Origin of the sequence: Rhizobium sp. Nf11,1, from assembly GCF_050587665.1 — a bacterium.
GTDB lineage: Bacteria > Pseudomonadota > Alphaproteobacteria > Rhizobiales > Rhizobiaceae > Rhizobium.
The window spans coordinates 1-17,247 of sequence record NZ_JBOBHU010000008.1 but is presented as its reverse complement, the minus strand read 5'-3'; the positions used below and the strand labels follow the sequence as shown (position 1 = coordinate 17,247).

17 protein-coding genes and 2 pseudogenes are annotated in these 17,247 nt (G+C 58.3%); 8 read left to right on the top strand and 11 right to left on the bottom strand.

Features of this window, described 5'->3' with window-relative positions:
* Positions 1–140: 140 nt before the first annotated feature.
* The 3 genes from ACQ7C1_RS13720 to ACQ7C1_RS13710 all read right to left on the bottom strand — a co-directional run bounded on the left by ACQ7C1_RS13720 (position 141) and on the right by ACQ7C1_RS13710 (position 1,527).
* Positions 141–461 (bottom strand): hypothetical protein, encoded by a 321-nt coding sequence (locus ACQ7C1_RS13720; RefSeq protein ID WP_183703566.1) that lies wholly within the window; start codon positions 459–461, stop codon positions 141–143.
* A gap of 2 nt (positions 462–463) precedes the next feature.
* Positions 464–664, bottom strand: a complete 201-nt coding sequence (locus ACQ7C1_RS13715) for a hypothetical protein (RefSeq protein ID WP_085779998.1) — start codon at positions 662–664, stop codon at positions 464–466.
* Positions 665–801: 137 nt separating this feature from the next.
* On the bottom strand, positions 802–1,527 hold the full coding sequence (locus tag ACQ7C1_RS13710) for an SOS response-associated peptidase (protein WP_430958653.1): 726 nt from the start codon (positions 1,525–1,527) through the stop codon (positions 802–804).
* A gap of 172 nt (positions 1,528–1,699) precedes the next feature.
* On the opposite strand from ACQ7C1_RS13710, the gene ACQ7C1_RS13705 reads away from it, so the two are divergent.
* Positions 1,700–2,032: an ATP-dependent carboligase gene (locus tag ACQ7C1_RS13705; RefSeq protein WP_430958805.1), complete on the top strand. Its 333-nt coding sequence runs from the start codon at positions 1,700–1,702 to the stop codon at positions 2,030–2,032.
* 456 nt (positions 2,033–2,488) lie between these two features.
* On the opposite strand, the gene ACQ7C1_RS13700 is transcribed toward ACQ7C1_RS13705, so the two are convergent.
* Together ACQ7C1_RS13700 and ACQ7C1_RS13695 are read right to left on the bottom strand one after the other, a co-directional pair.
* Positions 2,489–2,713 carry a hypothetical protein gene (locus ACQ7C1_RS13700; RefSeq protein WP_430958652.1) on the bottom strand — a complete coding sequence of 75 codons (225 nt, stop codon included), beginning with the start codon at positions 2,711–2,713 and terminating at the stop codon, positions 2,489–2,491.
* Positions 2,714–3,022: 309 nt separating this feature from the next.
* Complete coding sequence (locus ACQ7C1_RS13695) at positions 3,023–3,436, bottom strand: hypothetical protein (RefSeq protein ID WP_430958651.1); 414 nt, start codon at positions 3,434–3,436, stop codon at positions 3,023–3,025.
* A gap of 198 nt (positions 3,437–3,634) precedes the next feature.
* Between ACQ7C1_RS13695 and ACQ7C1_RS13690 the strand changes: the two genes are divergently transcribed.
* Positions 3,635–4,132, top strand: a complete 498-nt coding sequence (locus ACQ7C1_RS13690) for a hypothetical protein (RefSeq protein WP_430958650.1) — start codon at positions 3,635–3,637, stop codon at positions 4,130–4,132.
* Positions 4,133–4,197: 65 nt separating this feature from the next.
* Here ACQ7C1_RS13690 and ACQ7C1_RS13685 read toward each other — a convergent pair whose 3' ends face one another.
* Together ACQ7C1_RS13685 and ACQ7C1_RS13680 are read right to left on the bottom strand one after the other, a co-directional pair.
* Positions 4,198–4,539 carry an NIPSNAP family protein gene (locus ACQ7C1_RS13685; RefSeq protein ID WP_183703581.1) on the bottom strand — a complete coding sequence of 114 codons (342 nt, stop codon included), beginning with the start codon at positions 4,537–4,539 and terminating at the stop codon, positions 4,198–4,200.
* A gap of 216 nt (positions 4,540–4,755) precedes the next feature.
* Positions 4,756–6,717 (bottom strand): elongation factor G, encoded by a 1,962-nt coding sequence (locus ACQ7C1_RS13680; RefSeq protein ID WP_430958649.1) that lies wholly within the window; start codon positions 6,715–6,717, stop codon positions 4,756–4,758.
* Between the two features lie 431 nt (positions 6,718–7,148).
* Here ACQ7C1_RS13680 and ACQ7C1_RS13675 point away from each other — a divergent pair, with 431 nt between their 5' ends.
* Positions 7,149–8,855 (top strand): adenylate/guanylate cyclase domain-containing protein, encoded by a 1,707-nt coding sequence (locus tag ACQ7C1_RS13675; protein WP_430958648.1) that lies wholly within the window; start codon positions 7,149–7,151, stop codon positions 8,853–8,855.
* A 181-nt stretch (positions 8,856–9,036) separates the two neighbouring features.
* Positions 9,037–9,618 carry a dihydrofolate reductase family protein gene (locus tag ACQ7C1_RS13670; protein ID WP_430958647.1) on the top strand — a complete coding sequence of 194 codons (582 nt, stop codon included), beginning with the start codon at positions 9,037–9,039 and terminating at the stop codon, positions 9,616–9,618.
* A 383-nt stretch (positions 9,619–10,001) separates the two neighbouring features.
* On the opposite strand, the gene ACQ7C1_RS13665 is transcribed toward ACQ7C1_RS13670, so the two are convergent.
* Positions 10,002–10,553, bottom strand: coding sequence for a DUF1003 domain-containing protein (locus ACQ7C1_RS13665; RefSeq protein ID WP_430958646.1), 552 nt, complete (start codon positions 10,551–10,553; stop codon positions 10,002–10,004).
* 350 nt (positions 10,554–10,903) lie between these two features.
* Between ACQ7C1_RS13665 and ACQ7C1_RS13660 the strand changes: the two genes are divergently transcribed.
* Positions 10,904–12,172: a DUF892 family protein gene (locus ACQ7C1_RS13660; RefSeq protein ID WP_430958645.1), complete on the top strand. Its 1,269-nt coding sequence runs from the start codon at positions 10,904–10,906 to the stop codon at positions 12,170–12,172.
* A gap of 234 nt (positions 12,173–12,406) precedes the next feature.
* On the opposite strand, the gene ACQ7C1_RS13655 is transcribed toward ACQ7C1_RS13660, so the two are convergent.
* From ACQ7C1_RS13655 to ACQ7C1_RS13645, 3 genes and pseudogenes are all read right to left on the bottom strand, one after another.
* Entirely contained in the window at positions 12,407–13,315 is a 909-nt protein-coding gene (locus ACQ7C1_RS13655; RefSeq protein WP_430958644.1) for an NAD(P)/FAD-dependent oxidoreductase, read from the bottom strand.
* Positions 13,316–13,424: 109 nt separating this feature from the next.
* Positions 13,425–13,643: a hypothetical protein gene (locus ACQ7C1_RS13650; protein WP_430958643.1), complete on the bottom strand. Its 219-nt coding sequence runs from the start codon at positions 13,641–13,643 to the stop codon at positions 13,425–13,427.
* Positions 13,640–13,899: pseudogene (locus ACQ7C1_RS13645) on the bottom strand (DUF982 domain-containing protein). The gene ACQ7C1_RS13650 and the pseudogene ACQ7C1_RS13645 overlap by 4 nt, the downstream one beginning before the upstream one ends.
* A gap of 128 nt (positions 13,900–14,027) precedes the next feature.
* On the opposite strand from ACQ7C1_RS13645, the pseudogene ACQ7C1_RS13640 reads away from it, so the two are divergent.
* The 3 genes and pseudogenes from ACQ7C1_RS13640 to ACQ7C1_RS13630 all read left to right on the top strand — a co-directional run.
* A pseudogene (locus tag ACQ7C1_RS13640) lies at positions 14,028–14,555 on the top strand (SDR family oxidoreductase); the annotation flags it as partial.
* Between the two features lie 28 nt (positions 14,556–14,583).
* A complete protein-coding gene (locus ACQ7C1_RS13635; RefSeq protein WP_430958642.1) occupies positions 14,584–14,802 on the top strand; it encodes a tautomerase family protein in 219 nt (72 codons plus the stop codon).
* A gap of 1,216 nt (positions 14,803–16,018) precedes the next feature.
* Positions 16,019–17,113 carry a glycosyltransferase family 4 protein gene (locus ACQ7C1_RS13630; RefSeq protein WP_430958641.1) on the top strand — a complete coding sequence of 365 codons (1,095 nt, stop codon included), beginning with the start codon at positions 16,019–16,021 and terminating at the stop codon, positions 17,111–17,113.
* Positions 17,114–17,247: the final 134 nt, after the last annotated feature.

Below are 17,247 nucleotides of genomic sequence, written 5' to 3'. Positions count from 1 at the left end.
AGGTGATGACCGTACCCCGATCGTGAACGGAATAGGGGTGTTCGCCCGAGTGATAGTTGCCCCACCAGAGTATGACGTGATGAGGAAGATCAGTGTTTAGGCGCCAGCGGGCGCTAGGGTTATCTCGGCGCGACGCCATCCTACAAAACTCCGTCTTCCCAGATTGGTTTTTTGACCGACGTCACTTTCACCAGTCGGCGCACTGGAAGCTTGCCGATTTCAGCCCCCCAAATCTGGACGACCTTCAGGTTCATGTATTCCCTTCGGTCGCAGAGCTGACACCGGAAGCGGCCGGCCAAGCGATCGAGGCTCACGTCCTTCGTCAGCTTCAACAGATCTCGCGGAAAAAACCGGTAAGTCCTTCGACACAGCTGGCACGTTACCTCGAGCAATTGGTTAGCATCAGCCGCGTCGCGCAGGGTCCACCCGCGCAACTTCTTGGAATAGTTGATTTCCGGCATGGTCAGTCTCGGTCGTATCTCGGCCGCCACCCACGCGTGATCCCTCGGCCCATAGCGCCTTCGGTCAGCACTAGCTGCCAGCGAAGGTGACGGATGTCTGCCAGGAGCGTTCCTATCGCCGCTTGCACATCGCCTTTGTGATAGGCAAGCACCTCGGCAATCTCATCATCAACCATGGCTTCGCCAATCGGCTGCTCGCGCATTCCGTGCTCCATACTTTCAGATTGGCGGCCGCACGCCGATGTTCTCATTATGTTCACGCGGGCGATGGAGTCAATAATCCTCTGTTTCTTTTCGAGGGCGGCTGATGTCCTGGCAGTGTGGAGGGCGGTTCCGCCTCTCAGCGAAGCTGACGACGCTGCGGACCAAGATTAACCGGGCTGATGATCTCGGGGCCGGTATTCTTCAGATTGTCAACGCCCGTGCCGATCGGCCACATGGTCAAAAGGTCGGCCGAGTATGGCTTCATCAGGTCGGATGGATTTGGATCGGGAGATAGCCAGCGCTCATAGTCTTGCCGACGGAGAATGACCGGCATTCGTTCACTGATTGTCGTCATCATCTCATTCGGCGCGCAGGTGACCACGGCGAAGGTGCGGATATCGATGCCGGCTGGGTGGCGCCAGAGCTCCCAAATGCCTGCGAGAGCAAACAGAACGTCCGTCTTCATCGCGATAGCATAGGGTTGCTTGTCTCGGCTGTGAGCGGAGATCAACTTCCACTCAAAGAATCCGTTGACTGGGATCAAGCAGCGCCGAGACCGGTAGGCAGGCCCGGCGAGTCTGTGTGCGGCAATCTTTTCGCAGCGAACATCGATCAATGGAAGACGCCGGTCGGTAGGCGTTCTAGATGCCGGCGCCAGTCCCCACTTTGCTATTGCAAAGACCGGGGCACCGATACCGGTTCCCGACGCTGCTTCTTGGATGATGATCGGATAGACTTGGCCTGGTGAGCCGTTGTATCGAGGGATGCGGTCAACCAAGCCGTCAAGCTCCCCGTATCCGGCGAAAGAGAAACTACGCGCGAGCTCGTGAAGCGATTCTTTGATGTAAACGCGACTACACATTCGGCATTCCATGGGGAGACTACTTATTTAGATATAACCCTCCCTCAGCAGGTCAAGGCAGCAGAAATGTTTTCCTCGCCGCGACTTATGAAGTGTCAATACTCAATATGGGTCAATTGCATTTTAAGATATGGCTGTTCAACTTGCGGTATGACAACGCCGCCTTTTTGCTATCATTGGCTATCAGAAGTCCAGCTCGGCATTCGGGAATATCGGGACGCTGCTGCTTGCTGCGCGAAAAGAGGGCCAGCTGGTCTACGTCGGATCGGTCGGAACTGGCTCCAGGGCAAACGACGCGCTGGAGCTCCGCGCTGCGATGGACAAGCGTAAGGCGTCAGCGCCTGCTGTGAAGTCTACCGGCCGTCGCCGCAACCTGGTTTGGATCAAGCCTACACTCGTCGCCGAAATCGAACATCGAGCATGGACACATGATGGAAAGCTGCGCCACCCGTCATACAAGGGATTGCGGGACGCTGCTGATAGTGCGGCAATTTTTGATTTATAGGAGATGGCGATTGATGGTGATAGGCTGCCACCAAGTCAGCGAGATGGCGCACTTTCTTTGACATTCATGCTGAGCACTGGATTCTTTGGGAGGCTAGGGTGACGAAGCGCCTGTGTATCAATTGTCTAGTAGGTTTCGTTCTCTGTTTACTTGGTGCGTACGCCCTAAGTATTTTCAGCGGTGGCGTGGAACATATAAATGGATTCGCGAGATACATATACAATATTCTTTGGGCGCTTCTTGCGATACTGTTCCTGCCGGGCCCAGCGAGTTATTTATTCTCGCGGTCGTGGCCGGAGGTATGCAAGGATGAAGCCAATAGGGAATTTGTGCGCAAGAACCCCTTGTTGATTTTTTTCGTCTGGCGCGAAATCAGGGACGAGGGATTGGACGTGCAGCATTAGTGGCAGTATGCCGTTAACCTGCAGGAAATCGCGCTCGCGAAGAAACCGCAGATCACGCGGTGCCATCAACATCGCCATCTTCGTGCAGCTCATTCACCGGCAGATCATTAAGGGGCTGCGCGAGGTGCAGGATAACGCGGCCGCTTTTGACTTGAAAGGGCAAGGCTAAATAGTTCCCGCCAGGCCAAAAACTATGAAAATCAACATGACAGAGGTCACTACCACGAAAGAAGGTCCGGCGATAAAGAACTTCTCTTTTGGCTTCATCAACACGCAATCATCATCACCTCCGCGATCGGCCCAGTGGGCCTCGGGCCCGAAATCTTCGGTGAAATTGAAGCCGTTTCTACTGTAGAAGATGACCGATCTGCTAAACCAATACCAGTAGTAGGCGCAAAAGGGGCCCACGATGCACAGGGCAATCCATAGCTGAATTCGATCTTCGCTCAATCAAGCATTCCCATCAACATCGCCATCTTTGTCCAGTTCGTGCACCGGAAGTATTCTTCTCCGTCCTCTCCCAGGCGATGAACCTGATGGCGTCGCAACGCCGTTGCTTTCATCAAGGACGTCCGCCTCGTGGCAACTATTGTAAAACGAAGCGCTTCTGCTCTTGCTCGACACGTTCCGGTGGATAGCAACCCTTCGCCCAGCTATAGCTGAATGCGAGTCTATCAAACTTCCCTTGGAATTCGTTGACGGACCACTGCAGCAAAGCTCCTCGCCAAAACATACCTGCCAGCTTCTGGCAACCGAACCGAACACATCGGAGGTAGACGGCATCGGAGGGCGTACAAGTAAAGCCAAATGCCTGCAGCTTACTGGCGAGGAGAGCTGGATTGCCGTTCGCTTCACTTACAAGGCTATCCACCCATCGCTCATATTCCTTGACGAGAAGCGGCGGTTGGCTGTCAGCGCGTAAGGCCGCCGCTTTGGCGGGGTAACACCAGGCAGAAATACAAAGTATGAACAGCAACCGATAGACACGATAATTGCTCAAGAGGCGCTCCTAAGTCGCGGCTTTCAGCCGAGAGGTTTCCATCTATCAAAATAGCAGCGAAACCTCCAATCCGAGTGTCACATTGGTGGGACAAGGTAGCTTAGGAGAAAAGCGCATAGAAAGATGCGGGAGCCGGGCCGTTGTCATACGCACCTGCGCGTGCAATTCTGTCGCGTAGACTGTTTGGGCAAGGTGCACATGGCGGCAACAACATTCGCATCTCCACCCTGGTGGAGAATTGCAGTTGCACTAATCGTAGTGCCTTTGGTGGCATCCGTCGCATATGCCGTTTACGCACCCGCCTATCAGGGCCTGCCGGATATGATGGAGCGCGTTGTCCAAACGACTGCAGTCGTCGCGTTCTTCGGTGCGTATCCGCCAACCGTTGCATTGGGGATACCATTGATCCTCTACCTCAGGGGACGAGTACGGGCATCTCTTGCAAATTGTGCGATGGTCGGGGCCTCCATTGCGACCTTCCCGTGGTTTTGCCTAGCTATATTTTTCGGCCCCGACGAGGCCTACACGAATGATCACATGACCTACCAACACGGGATGATGACGTGGTGGGGATTGCTGGAAGCAATCGAATTGCTCACAGAAACAGCTGTATTCGGAATTGCCGCGGGGGGATTGTTCTGGCTGATCGCCGCGGCCGGCATCGAAAAACAGCCCCCTTCTAAAGTGTTTGAATAGCGGCTCTCGGTATCGCCTGATGACGGTGCCGGACATTGGTCATGGGGTCTCGGCTGCCGTAACCGTTATTCCGACGGGTTGGAGAAGCCGCGGTAGAAGCGTGTCGGCTGCAGCAGCGAACTGGTGATGTTGGCGATGATCGGCCCATCCGCCTCGCTCTTCGCCTTCGCTTCCTTCCACTCCGGATCGGCGATGAACTCGGCCCATTTTTGCTCGCGCTCCGCCAGCGACCGCCATTCGAGCAGGTAGGTCAGATCGTTGCTGGAAGAACCGATCATCGTTGTCCAGAAGCCGAGTGAGCGGATGCCGAGCCGTTCCCAGATCGCCAGCGTCGCGGTCTCGAAACGCTGTTGCAGTGCCGGCAGCCTCTCCGGCAGACAAGTATAGATGCGCAATTCGTGGATCATCGGATGCCCCTCATGAATGCCCTTTTGGAGCGTCCTCAAGCCGCTCACGGTAATGAGGGGCAGCTTATAAAGTTTCGTAGGGTAATCAATGGTTCCGCGGCGCCCATCCTCGAAAGCGAGGATCGGAGCTCAGGCGCATTTCGAAAACCAGTACGAACTGACCGGCCCCCGGCCGCATGCTGCCCCCCCGGCCGTCGAGGTATTGGCGCGAAGATTTCAGTGTGCGCCGCCCGTTTCCTCCTGTGCCCTCACGATGGCGTCCGCTTCCTTGCCGTATAGCTCCTCGAAGTGGTCGAAGGTCTTGGAAAAGTATCCAATGCCCTGCGTCGCCGAGCGCAGCGCCCGCGCCAGATCGTCAAGCGCGCCGCCAGGAACTAGTGCCCGGAAGATGTCCCATCCCTTGGCGTTTTCATCCCGGTCGAAGCCAAGAACCTGACCCTTGAGAGCGGAAACGATCTGGACGAGGCTGCCGGAATAGATCGACGGAATGTGAATTTCGCTGCGGAAGACCGGTTGCATCAAAACGGCCGAGCCTTCGGAAAGCGCCTGTCGCACTCCCATTTTCGAAGCAGTCCTGAAGGCGTGTTCCGAACTGTCGACAGCATGGTGCTGACCATCGAACAGCGTGACGCCGACATCGATGACCTGGAAGCCGAGCGGCCCTTTCTCCATCGCTTCGCGCGCGCCTGCTTCGACGGCAGGGATGTAGTTGCGCGGAACGACGCCACCCTTGACGGTTTCGTTGAAGGTGAAGCCCCGGCCACGCTCGTTGGGGCGAATGCTGAGCTTCACATCCGCGAATTGACCGGCGCCGCCGGTCTGTTTGCGATGCCGGTAGTGAACCTCGGACGGCTTCGCGATGGTTTCACGATAGATCGGGCGGGGCGTTCGATCTGTTACCTCGATGTGGAAGACGTCGGACAGGGTTCGGCAGAGATCGCGCAGATGTACCGGCCCCTGGGCGCGGACGAGCTGGGCGCCCGTGCCTTCCTCCTGCAGAACGACAAGACCGCGATCCGTCTCGGCAAGTTTTGCCAGCGTTTCGGAGAGTTTGTTTTCATCGCGTTCGCTGCCCGGGACCAGGATCCTTTCAAGCATCGGCGTCGGTGGCTCGGTCCATTCGGGCGGGGCGAGCGCCGCGTTTGATGTCAACAGCGACGGGACGGGCAAGTGGTCGGACTTGACTGTTGCGAAGACATCCCCCGGTGCAGGCGTGATCGCCGAACTGGACCGTCCGTTTGCGGGATCCTGCACGGCGCCGAGGCCGGAGCCGCCGAGTGATGCGCCTTGCCGCAGTCCCTCGCCAAACGCACGCACCAGCACAGTCTTGCCGATATTCTGACGATGATAGGCATGGAAGCTCACGGCGGTCAGCTTGTTTTCATCGACATTGCCCGCACGAGCCAGGCGCTGTCGAAGAGCCGTAACCTGCGGCGCCTCGTGGCGCAGCGCTTTCATCAGCCTCATCATGCCGTTGCCGTGACTTGCGGCGCCGATCAGGACCGGAATAATCCTGTTTTCGCTCAGAACCCGCGATGAAATGGCATAGAGCGCGTCGCTGGGCGGCTCGCGATCTTCGATCAGTTCCTCAAGAAGCCAGTCATCGAATTCGGACAGGTGCTCCAAAAGCTCGTTGCGCGCTTCGTGCTCGCGCTCGGCAGCACTTTCGGGGATTGCGATCAGCGCCGAAGTCTGGCCTTCCCGGTAGCGCCACGCCCGTTCCGAAATCAGATCGCAACTGCCGACGATCCTGTCTCCCTCGCGGATCGGGATCTGGCGAAGCAAAAGTGTGTGGTTGGCGTAGTCTTGAAGCGCGGCGATCACATCCCTCAGCCGCCCTCTCGGTTCGTCCATCCGGTTGACGAAGAGGATGCACGGCGTCCCCGAGGCTTCGATTATCCGCAGATAGGGCGCGGCGAGCACGGCCTCTTCGGGAGCCGGAGAAACACACAGAATGCAGGCGTCGCTGGCAAGAAGCGCGTGCTGCACATGCGCCAAGGCTTCGTTCGGTCCCGGCGCATCGAGCGCGCACCACGCCTCATTTCCAAAGGTGAATTCCGTGAGGTTCAGTCCATAAGGGGAGCTGGATTTTCTCGGCGTTCCCTCCAACGAGCCGAGCTTTTCGACGACCGTCGATTTTCCAGTCTGCGAGGGTCCAAGTACGGTAAAGCAACGCATCGGCATTCCTCCAACTGCCATAGACACAAGTTTCAGCCATCATAGGATGCCCTGAACCGCTGCAAGGCGCCAGAGGCGTTCAGTTTCACAATGCTTTGACCTAAAGACGTAGGAGCTGTTCTCGAATTGCCAGCGGGACTGACCGCAGGGGCTGCAGACGCATCCAAAACGATCGATCCTGTAGTGATTTGTCAGATGCTGCGCCGCCGGCGAGTTGGGCGGAAACGCACCCTCAACCTCCGTCATTCCAGGCCTTGAGCCTGGAATCCATGGCCACAGCCGATGATGCCGGCGTGGGTCCTCGGGTCAAGCCAAAGAGGGAAGACGGCTTGATGGAGGTGGAGGTCGCCGGGGCATTACCGCTTACCTTTTGTTGACTCACCCGCGCTTGAACAATAACTTGGGAACTTGGTCGTGGGGCTTGTCCTCAAATGACGGATCATTCTCTTCAGCGTCGCCTTGCCGTCATCGTCGTTGCCGATGTGGTGGGATATTCACGCCTGATGGAGGCTGATGAAGTCGCAACGCTTGAGAACCTCAGGGAACTCCGTTCGGGCACTATCGAGCCGGCTGTGATGCGTCATAACGGTCGCATCTTCAAGGTCGTGGGCGACGGCTTCCTGATCGAATTCGGCAGCGCGGTGGACGCGGTCGCAGCAGCGTTGGAAATGCAACGAGCCACCACAGCTGTTGAGGCTTCCGAAGACAGGCGCCTGCTTTTGCGCGTGGGCGTCAATCTGGGAGATGTCATCGACGACGGTTCAGACGTCCTCGGCGACGGGGTCAATGTCGCGGCGCGCCTCCAGACGCAGGCAGCTCCGGGAGGTATCTGCATATCATCAAGCGTTCACGGCGAGATCGTCGGCGAGATCGCCGATCAGTTCTTCGATGCAGGCGAACGCTACCTGAAGAACCTGACCCGCCCAGTCCACGTGTGGCATTGGCCGGATGCGCTGCAGAGCATATTGCCGCTGCCGGAAAATCCCTCGATCGCTGTATTGCCGTTCACGAATATGAGTGGGAATGAAACGGACGAGCCTTTCGTCGACGGCTTGACCGAAGACCTAATCACCGACCTTTCCCGCACGGCTGGCCTGTTCGTCATCGCGCGCAATTCCGTCTACGGCTACAAGGGCAAGCCGATCGACGTACGGCTCGTCGCCCAGGAACTCGGCGTCCGCTACGTCCTCGAGGGGAGCGCCAGACGCGCAATGGGCCGTGTCCGCATCAATGCTCAATTGGTCGACGCGCTTGGCGGCCAGCACTTGTGGGCCGAACGGTTTGACAGGACGTTGGAAGATGTTTTCGAGTTGCAGGATGAGGTCAACGCCAAGATTGTTGAAGCTCTCGTCGGCCGGCTGACCATTCCCGCGCCGCGCAATCGGCCGAAGAACTTCGAGGCCTACGATCTGTGTGTGCGCGCCCGCCTGCTGACGGAAGAGTCGCCGCAAACCGAGCGTGAGGCCTATATGCTGCTCCAACGCGCGGTCAAGCTCGAGCCATCCTATGCCGAGGCGCTCGGTCTGCTCGCCTATAACCGTTGGCTTGCCTGGACTCATTTCGGCGAGCCCGAAGATCCGAACCGTCGGATGGCGGTGACATCAGCGCAGAAGGCAGTCGACCTCGATCCCAACGATGCCGGCTGCCGTTACGTTCTGGGGACCATTCTGGCTTATGAGCGGCGATGGGAAGAATCCGAGGCCGCCTTCGCCATGGCCCTGAAACTCGACCCCAACCACGCCGACACCTGGGCCGCCATGTCTGATATGTCCGTGCTGGACGGCAGGATTGCCGACGGACTGGCGCAGATCGAAAAAGCTCTGCGGCTCAATCCCTATCCGGCCTGCTGGTATCTTTGTCACCTTGGGCAGGCGCAATACGCTGCGCGTGACTATGAGGCGGCAACCGCTACACTGCGCAGGAAAGAAACGTATCGCACCAACTCACGCAAATTCCTGGCTGCTGCGCTTGCGCAGTTGGGCCACCATGAGGAGGCGCGGCGAGAAGCGGAATTGTTCCTGATCGCCCACCCTCATTTCACGATCAGTCATTGGCTCAGTTCCCAGCCGCTGCGCGACGCATCTGTACGAGACCACTTTGTCGACGGCTTCCGAAAGGCTGGCCTGCCGGAGACGTGACAGTGGGCGGGGACTGTCCCGACGCGTTTGTGACAATCGCTCCTTTCGACAGCCCAATTGCCGTGCAACATTGATCGTCGTGAATACGTCCAACGAGCCTAATGATCGGATCCCGGCGCCGCGCACACAGCACCTGCCGGCAGCATCCTTCGCACACTTGACCTCGTCACAGGAGAACGAAATGTCCAAATCCATCCTCGACATGTCGATGTCACTCGATGGCTACATCGCCGACGATAACGATTATCTTGGAGGCGAGGATGGAGAGCGGCTGCACCACTGGGCGGGCGCGGACGGGGGATCCGCTCAGGCGGGGCTCGTCCGTGAATTTGAAGCCGAATGGAAGGCGGCGGGTTCAGTCCTTGCCGGCCGGCGGACCGCAGAGCTCATGGATCACTGGGGAGGCAGTCATGACGGTGCACCGATCTTCGTGCCCAGTCACCGGCCCCCGCCGCCCGCCGCGCGTTGGGGTTATCCGTTGGTGACCTACGTGAATGACGGAATCGAGAGCGCGATGGCGCTGGCGAAGGCTGCGGCCGGCGATCGGGACGTGCAACTGCGGGGCGGTTACACGGCGCAGGAAGCACTCCGGGCCGGGGTGCTGGACGAGATCCAGATCCATCTGATCCCAGTGCTGCTCGGTCGCGGCCGCCGGCTGTTCGATGTTTTGCCGTCAGAGATCGAGCTGGAGCTTGTCAGGGTAATCGACACGCCGCAGGCGACACACATCCGGTATCGTGTCCGTCGCCCAGCCAGTTCCTAAGGGTCTGGCGCGGGCGCATTTCTGCCAGCTCTGTCCCCACGCTATTATTCGAACGGCAATACGCGCCTAGTCAAGGTGCGGAGCAAACAGCGCTCGCGATGATTGCGCAAGAGCCGATAATCGTAGCGATTTGCGAGGCGCCGCGCTGCCGGCGAGTTGGGCGGAAACGCACCCTCATTCTCGGTCATTCCAGTCCTTGAGCCTGGAATTCCTAGCCACAGCCGAGGAGGTCGGCCTGGATCCTCGGGGCAGGCCCGAGGACGACGGAGGGGGGACCTTCTGCCGATATGGTATGCGCGCGCCAAAGGCGCACGCACCGCCATCGCAGGCCTCAGCGGAAACCGCGGCACGGCGAGGCACCAACAGCGCGAACATTGCCACTTCTACTTGTCCTCCCCTTCCGCCTGGATGCGATCCAACACGGCTTCCGGCGCGACGTCCTTCTTTAGCTCTTCGACCTCGTGGTCCGCCTCGGTCGGTACTTCAAGCTTCTTTGCAATGGCTTCGACCATGGCGATCAGGCGTGTCGTCTCGTGTTCGTTTAATAAGCTGATCTGGAGGTCGAGGTCGGCGCGGATATTGTCTTGTGCAGCCATTCGGTTCTGGTTGATCAAGACAAACGTCGAGAGAAAGATCGCCTCGACCGAAGCCTCCATAGCGAGAATCACCAAAGAGGGGTCCCAGGGTGGAACCTGCGGGAGCAATCCTAGATTGGCGATGATCCAGACTCCGTAAAACACGATGTGAATGTAGACGAACATCATGGAACCGGCGAACTTGCTGATCAAAGCAGCGGAACGCTCCTGAGCAGACGCTGCATTTTGGCTCTGCCGGCGGCGCTGCATGATAGCTTCGATGTTACGGGTTAACGCAGGCGTTAATCCTTCCGCGGGCGGTGTTGTCGGGCTTTTGCGCTCCGGATGGTCGTCGTTCATTCCGCAATCCTCGGATCTGTAATTGATGGTTTCCACCTTTGCCGAAAACTGCCCTACGAAGATCCGGTTCAATGTTGGCTGCAATTCCCTGGGGCGAACGTCGCCCCGGCAGTTTGCGCCAAGCGTTGCCGCCGTCGTTCTGCAATATCTCGCATTGAGTGGAGTTGACTGTGGACGCGGCGAACTCAGACAGCAATCAAGTGTCATGCGGCAACTCTGCGCTGGCGAGTAGGCTTGACCGAAAGATTGCACGCGCTTGACGACCGGGCGACTAGCTACCTCCTCCGCCGGCCCGTGTGGAACATTCGCCACCGAGTGCGGTTGTGGGCCAGTTCAAAGGAGGACGCGGCATGTACCATCACGTCAAAAAGCTCATGTACACCGTTCGGGTGGATGAGCCTGATCCCCGATTCGGAAATATGCTCCTTGAGCAGTTCGGCGGGGCCAACGGCGAACTCGCGGCGGCAATGCAGTATTCGATCCAAGGCCTGAACTGCGAGGATCCCGGGCGGAAAGACCTGCTGATGGATATCGGCACCGAGGAGCTCAGCCATCTCGAAATCGTCGGAACGCTTGCCAGAATGCACCTAAAACCCTTGAAGTCCGTTCGCGAGGAGGCTGAAGCCGATCCTTTGATTGCCATTGCTGGAGGCGGCGGCGTGAACCTCTTCAATTCCATGGGCAACCCCTGGACGGCCGACTATCTGAAAATAACCGGCGAGCTGGACGTGGACTTGCGAAGCAACATCGCAGCCGAAGCCCGTGCGAAGATCGTCTATGAACGCCTGATCGACTTCTGCCGCGATTCCGGCACGAAGGACGCTCTGCAATTTCTCATGACAAGAGAGATCACCCATATGCGGGCATTCCAGCTCGCACTCGAAAGCATGGGTAAACCTCCCCTCAGTGTTGGAAGAATCGCTCCCACACCGGGGCTCGTCGACCAATTCTTCAACGACTCGACGGGCGAAGGCGACCTCGGCGAGGTCGATGTTCGCGGCCCGTGGAACGAAGGAGAGCCCTGGAAATTCGTCGAGGCTCCGGCGTTCCAGGGGTTCAAGGGCGCCGACAAGGCTGCACCGGCAATCGAAGCGCGAAGCGCGCCGCCGGAAAGATCGGAAGGGATCGAGGCGGTGCTCGTGGACGAGCTTCGCGACCTGCTGCATGCCGAAAAGCAGTTGCTCAAAGCGCTCCCCAAGCTGCAGAAGGCAGCCCGCTCCCAGCAACTGCAGACCTTGCTGCAGAAACATCTTGCCGAGACCGAAGCGCAGGTCGAACGGCTGAACGAGTGTCTGCGAGTACTCGGCTCCGCGGCAAGAGCAAAACCTTGCAAGGGAATGGCTGGCCTGATCGAGGAGGGTGAAGAGGTAATGGCGGAAGGCAAGAAGAGAGAAGACGCTCCTGCAGATCTGGCTCTCATCGGTGCAGCATTGCGCGTCGAACATTACGAAATTGCCGCTTACACCACCGCGCGTAATCTTGCCCTTCAGCTTGCACAGCCGGCGGTCGCTCAATTGCTGACATTGTCGCTGGGTGAGGAACAGAATGCGGGCCATCTCTTGGATCAGCTTGCTCAACCGCTTATGTCGGCGGCAAGAATGCCTGCCAGCGTCCGTTGACGTGGCTGGTAATCGTGGCACCCGCGGAGGCGTCAGAGGCGCCGCCCGCGGGTGCCGCTTTACGGCAGAAATTGGGCTAAGGCTCTATCGCACGCCTCCCCGTCGGGCTTCCCGGCAGCGGCTCAACTTTGATTTGCGAGATCGTGAGCGCCGACGCAGAGCAAGGCTCAGGCTCACCCTGTCCACAAACTTTCCTGGAAATGCAGTGGTGGGGCTCAGAAGCGACGGCATCCCTTAGCGCGCTAGAGGGCTAGCCTCGTTCAGATCGTTTCGAATCGCAGTGGCCGCTATGCCCGCCTGCCCCATTGCGGTCCCGATCTGATCCAAGCCGATGACCACGTCTCCCGCTGCATAAAGGCCAGGAAGGGTTGACCTTTGGTGACTGTCGACGATGACGCAGCCGTTCTCCGACAATTCTGCGCCGACCATAGCTGCCAGTTCCGACCGAACGTCCGATCCTAGCGCCGAGTAAATAGACGAAAACACGCCGATGCTCGAAGCTGTTGCGATTGTGATCCTATCGCGCTCAGGGTCGATAGATTTTATCGGACCTTCCTGGACGCCGATCCGCAAGTCCCGCAGCCGATTGAGCTCAATCTCCGAGAGCTCGTGTTCCTCTTGCGGAGTAATGATCGTTACGTGTGTCGTATAACTCCGCAGGAACAGCGCCTCTGCAAACGCTCTCGATCCGCAACCGATGACGGCGACTGGCTTGTCGGTGATCTCGAACCCGTCGCACACAGGACAGTAGCGGATAAGGCCGCGCGCAACAGCCTCGTCATGTCGCTCGGCCAACATCGGTGGTTTGCGGTCGATGACGCCGGTGGCGAGAAGCACTGTTCGCGCCCGCATGCCGCCGTGGCTGGAAACAACGTGAAAGCGGTCATGCTCCTGCTGAAGCTGGCTGACGCCCTCACTGCGGATCTCAACTTTGTACCTTTGAAGCTGCGTGCGCATCCTGGCGAGAAGCTCCCTTCCGCTGATACCCTCCGGGAACCCTGCGAGGTTATGGGAAATCGGAATGGTGGCGGCACGACTGCTATGGTCATCGAATACGGTTGTCGAAAGGTGGTAGCGCGCGAGATAAACGGCCGCAGTCAAGCCAGCAGGTCCACCTCCGATGATAATGCAGTCGCGCATCATGTCTCCAGACCGTCGCCGCTCAAGATGTCGGAAGGCGTTGGAATAACTCACATCGCCTGCATCGACCAGGTAGACCGCTCCGAGGAAGCCGTCCGGCGTCCGCTGCTCGTCAGGCGGATACCAAGATGGTGATCATCGCTAGTGCAAAGCCAACGCCGGCCCCAGCGAGGCCCGGTGTCATATAACCGGTAAATCTCCCGGCTTGGCCGTGCCTGATCTCATCAGCCGTCCCGAGAACGGCCGCCAGGCCGGCAGCAATCCAGCATGCAAGCGTCAACGTTCCCAAAAGTATCGCCCAGTGCGGTGCGTCGATTGAAAGCACGGTCATGCGAATACCCTCGCGGCGAGCGCCGCCTCCATGAACGCCCTGCGGGCTCCCTCGGCACTTCCACGGCGAGCGATGGCATCGACGCATCTCGCTTGGCGATGCCGAACTCACGAGAATTGGTCGACGGCCAGCGATGGAGAAGCGCCGCAAGCGCCGCATCCGGGCCCTCAATGCGCTCACGCATGCCGTCGCCGATCCGGACGTATACCGGTGGCTTCCAAGTGACATGGAAGTCGATATTGATAACCTTTTCCATTGCGGACCTCATTGCCAGGTGTTCCCTGACAACCGCCTTCCGTTGTCCGAGTTCCCAAGCCCTAATGGTTGGTCCGTTATCGGACAGCTTGGAAGAGAGGATGGAAGAAGACGAACCGCTCGGAGGACATCATGAATCTGTTCAGCGCCGCCGACGAGCGCTTCGGCGGGACCGACATACTGGTCAACAATGCCGGCATCATAAAGCTGGCTCCGATTGCCGATATGGGCGACGCGAGTTTCGAGCAGCAGATCGCCACAAACTTCACAGGGACATTCCGCGCCGTTCGCGAAACAGCCCGTCGGCTCCGCGATGGTGGGCGCATCATCAATTTTTCTTCCGTCGTCGGCGCTTACGGGCCGACTTACGGCGTCTATGCGGCAAGCAAAGCCGCCGTCGAGGCGATCACGCACGTCGGCTCGAAGGAGCTCGGCCGGCGCGGCATTACCGTCAATGCGGTGGCGCCCGGTCCCGTTGAGACCGAACTGTTCATGTCCGGCAAGCCCGACGAGCTGGTCCAGAGAATCGTCGGTACCATTCCGCTCGGGCGCCTGGGCCAACCGGATGACATTGCCTCAGTCGTTTCCTTCCTGGCCGGCCCGGAAGGCGGTTGGGTGAACGGTCAGGTGTTACGCGCCAATGGCGGCATGATCTGAAGCAGAACCCACAAGAAGGGAGATTCCAATGCCATTCATTAATATAAAGACACCTGAGGGCGCGCTTAGCCGCTCCCAGAAGGAAGAAATCGTGCAGCGCGCCACCGACATGCTGGTGGAGTATTTCTCCGAGGCGGCACGGCCACACACAATGGTGCTGATGGAGGAAGTGAAGGACGGCGGATACGGGCGTGCCGACGAGATTTTCATCCTTCCGCATGCCTATCGCGTCAAAGAAGACGGTTGATCCCCGGAGTGCTCGGAGCTGGTGCGGAGGTTCCCCACCAGCTTGCATAACCAGGCAGAGAGCGCCGGTCTGGAGAACGCGAGCAGCGTGATCTGCCACGCCATTTTCGCGCAGCGGGCGGTGTCCGGATTTATGAGGGGATGATCGCACCAGGGACACGGTGGCAGCAATCTAGTTGGCGGGCGGATTGGTTACTCTTGCAGGTTGCTCAGCAGGTTTCGACTGCCTCATGTTCTTATTGGTATGGTCCGCGACGAAGGAACAAACACAAGGCCCGGGAGTTAATGCGGTAGTCGGGCGTAAGCGTAATCGGAGCGTGGCGCTCTCCCCATCCCTCGGGTGTCCGAGGTTGCTTCCAGCTTTCGAGCTGTGACGCGGGGTTCGAATCCCTGCCCCGACAGCCATATCCGCTCAATCGAACAAAGCCTGCGATTTCTCGTCAGGATACCTGACCTATAGCACTCCTTCTCTGAGGGATGCCTGATCACCTCGCCATCGAACTGCACCACTAACCTGCGGGTACAAGCTGGCTAAGCCTACGATCCCTCGAAACAAAGATAGCTGAAATCATGCAGTCTCTCCATCAGTGATGGATGCTTCCCTCCGGCCACAGTGCTTTCACCCTCGCAGCCTTCTCCTCGTGAGTGTTTCTGTCATCCAATGCATAGTTCGGCACGACCCGGTTCGAAAACTTTTAATTTAGACCGAAGAAGGCCTCTATGTGCAAATGGTCGTCGTCCGCCAATCGCACGGCGACAGAATGCGTCTTTCGAGTATCGAAGGAGAGCTTCTTTCGATGGCGCTGGGATCGTTTTCCTCACAAGACGCCAGGATGCTACCTGTCTCGAGGTCCAAACGACTCGTTTGCGCGGCGCAACTTATCCGGGCGCTGACCACTAGCTCTGACTGTGCCTCAGGCTTTCTAATTAGCCCGGCGGTCGTATCAGCCGCCTTGCGGGCGGAAACGACGCCTCATGAAATTCGATGCGTTGAAGAGTTTGAAGGAGTTCACGGAGCGTCAAACCCATCTCGTTGATCCTCATCAGCCAAGGAACCGTCGCGGCGCCCCGATTCAACCTTTCAGACCAATTCGGCTAATGGAAAAGGATTACGGAACGCGGCGCATCAGTTCAGGTTAGATGATTGCGCGGCATCCCTCGGAGGATACGAGCTGGTACTAAACGTCAAATCTTTGCTCATTGGAGGAGGCTTTCCGATGAAGATCGCCCAGATCGCACCCCTTGCTGAAAGCGTCCCACCGAAGCTTTACGGCGGAACGGAGCGCATCGTCTCTTATCTGACAGACGAGCTGGTCCGTCAGGGCCACCAGGTAGCGCTTTTCGCCAGCGGCGACTCTGTTACTGACGCCAAACTGGTAGCGTGCTCGCGCATCGCCCTGCGTCTCAATCCTGCAGTCAGGGACCACGTGCCGCACCATATTGTCATGCTGGAGGAGGTACGCCGCCGGGCACACGAATTCGATGTCCTACACTTCCACATTGATCTGCTGCATTTCCCATTGATTATGGACTTCGCGGACCGAACCGTGACGACGCTGCACGGACGGTTGGATCTACCGGACCTTCGAACATTCTACCAAGCTTTCCCGGACATACCGCTGGTGTCGATCTCAAACAATCAGCGGCAGCCGATGCCGCCGGTCAACTGGGCAGGCACCGTTTACCATGGGCTCTCGGACGAGATTCTACCCTTCACCGCAAAGCCGAAAGGAAACTATCTTGCTTTCCTCGGGCGCATCTCGCCGGAGAAGCGACCCGATCGAGCCATACAGATTGCTGCTAAAGCAGGGATCCCCCTGAAGATCGCGGCGAAGATCGACAATGTCGACAAGCATTACTGGGAAACGGTGATCGAGCCTCTGGTGAAGAGCCATAGAAACGTGGAGTTCGTCGGAGAGATCAACGAACATCAGAAGGCGGATTTTCTCGGAAATGCCGGTGCATTGCTCTTCCCGATCGACTGGCCAGAGCCCTTCGGAGTGGTGATGATCGAGTCAATGGCATGCGGAACCCCAGTCATTGCGTTCGGCTGCGGTTCCGTCCCGGAAGTGATTGACGTCGGTATTTCCGGTATAATCGTCGATACAGTCACCGAAGCCGTGGAAAACATCGACCGAGCGCTGCGCCTGGACCGCCGCAGAGTTCGCGCAACGTTCGAAAAGCGCTTTTCTGCAAAGCGCATGGCGCGCGATTATCTCGATATCTACCGAACTCTGCCAGGTGTACGTACCCATGGTGCACGCATGCGCCGTGCGACCAGGGCTGCTCTCGGGGTGCAGACCGCTGCATGATGGCGAAGATGGTGGCTGCGACACCGTTTGAAGATCAACTGATTACCGGCGCTATCGATCTCGGTTTCGATTTACGATTTGGGGTATCGCTGCATCAATATGTACTTCGGCAGCCAGTTGACCGTGGGCGTCCC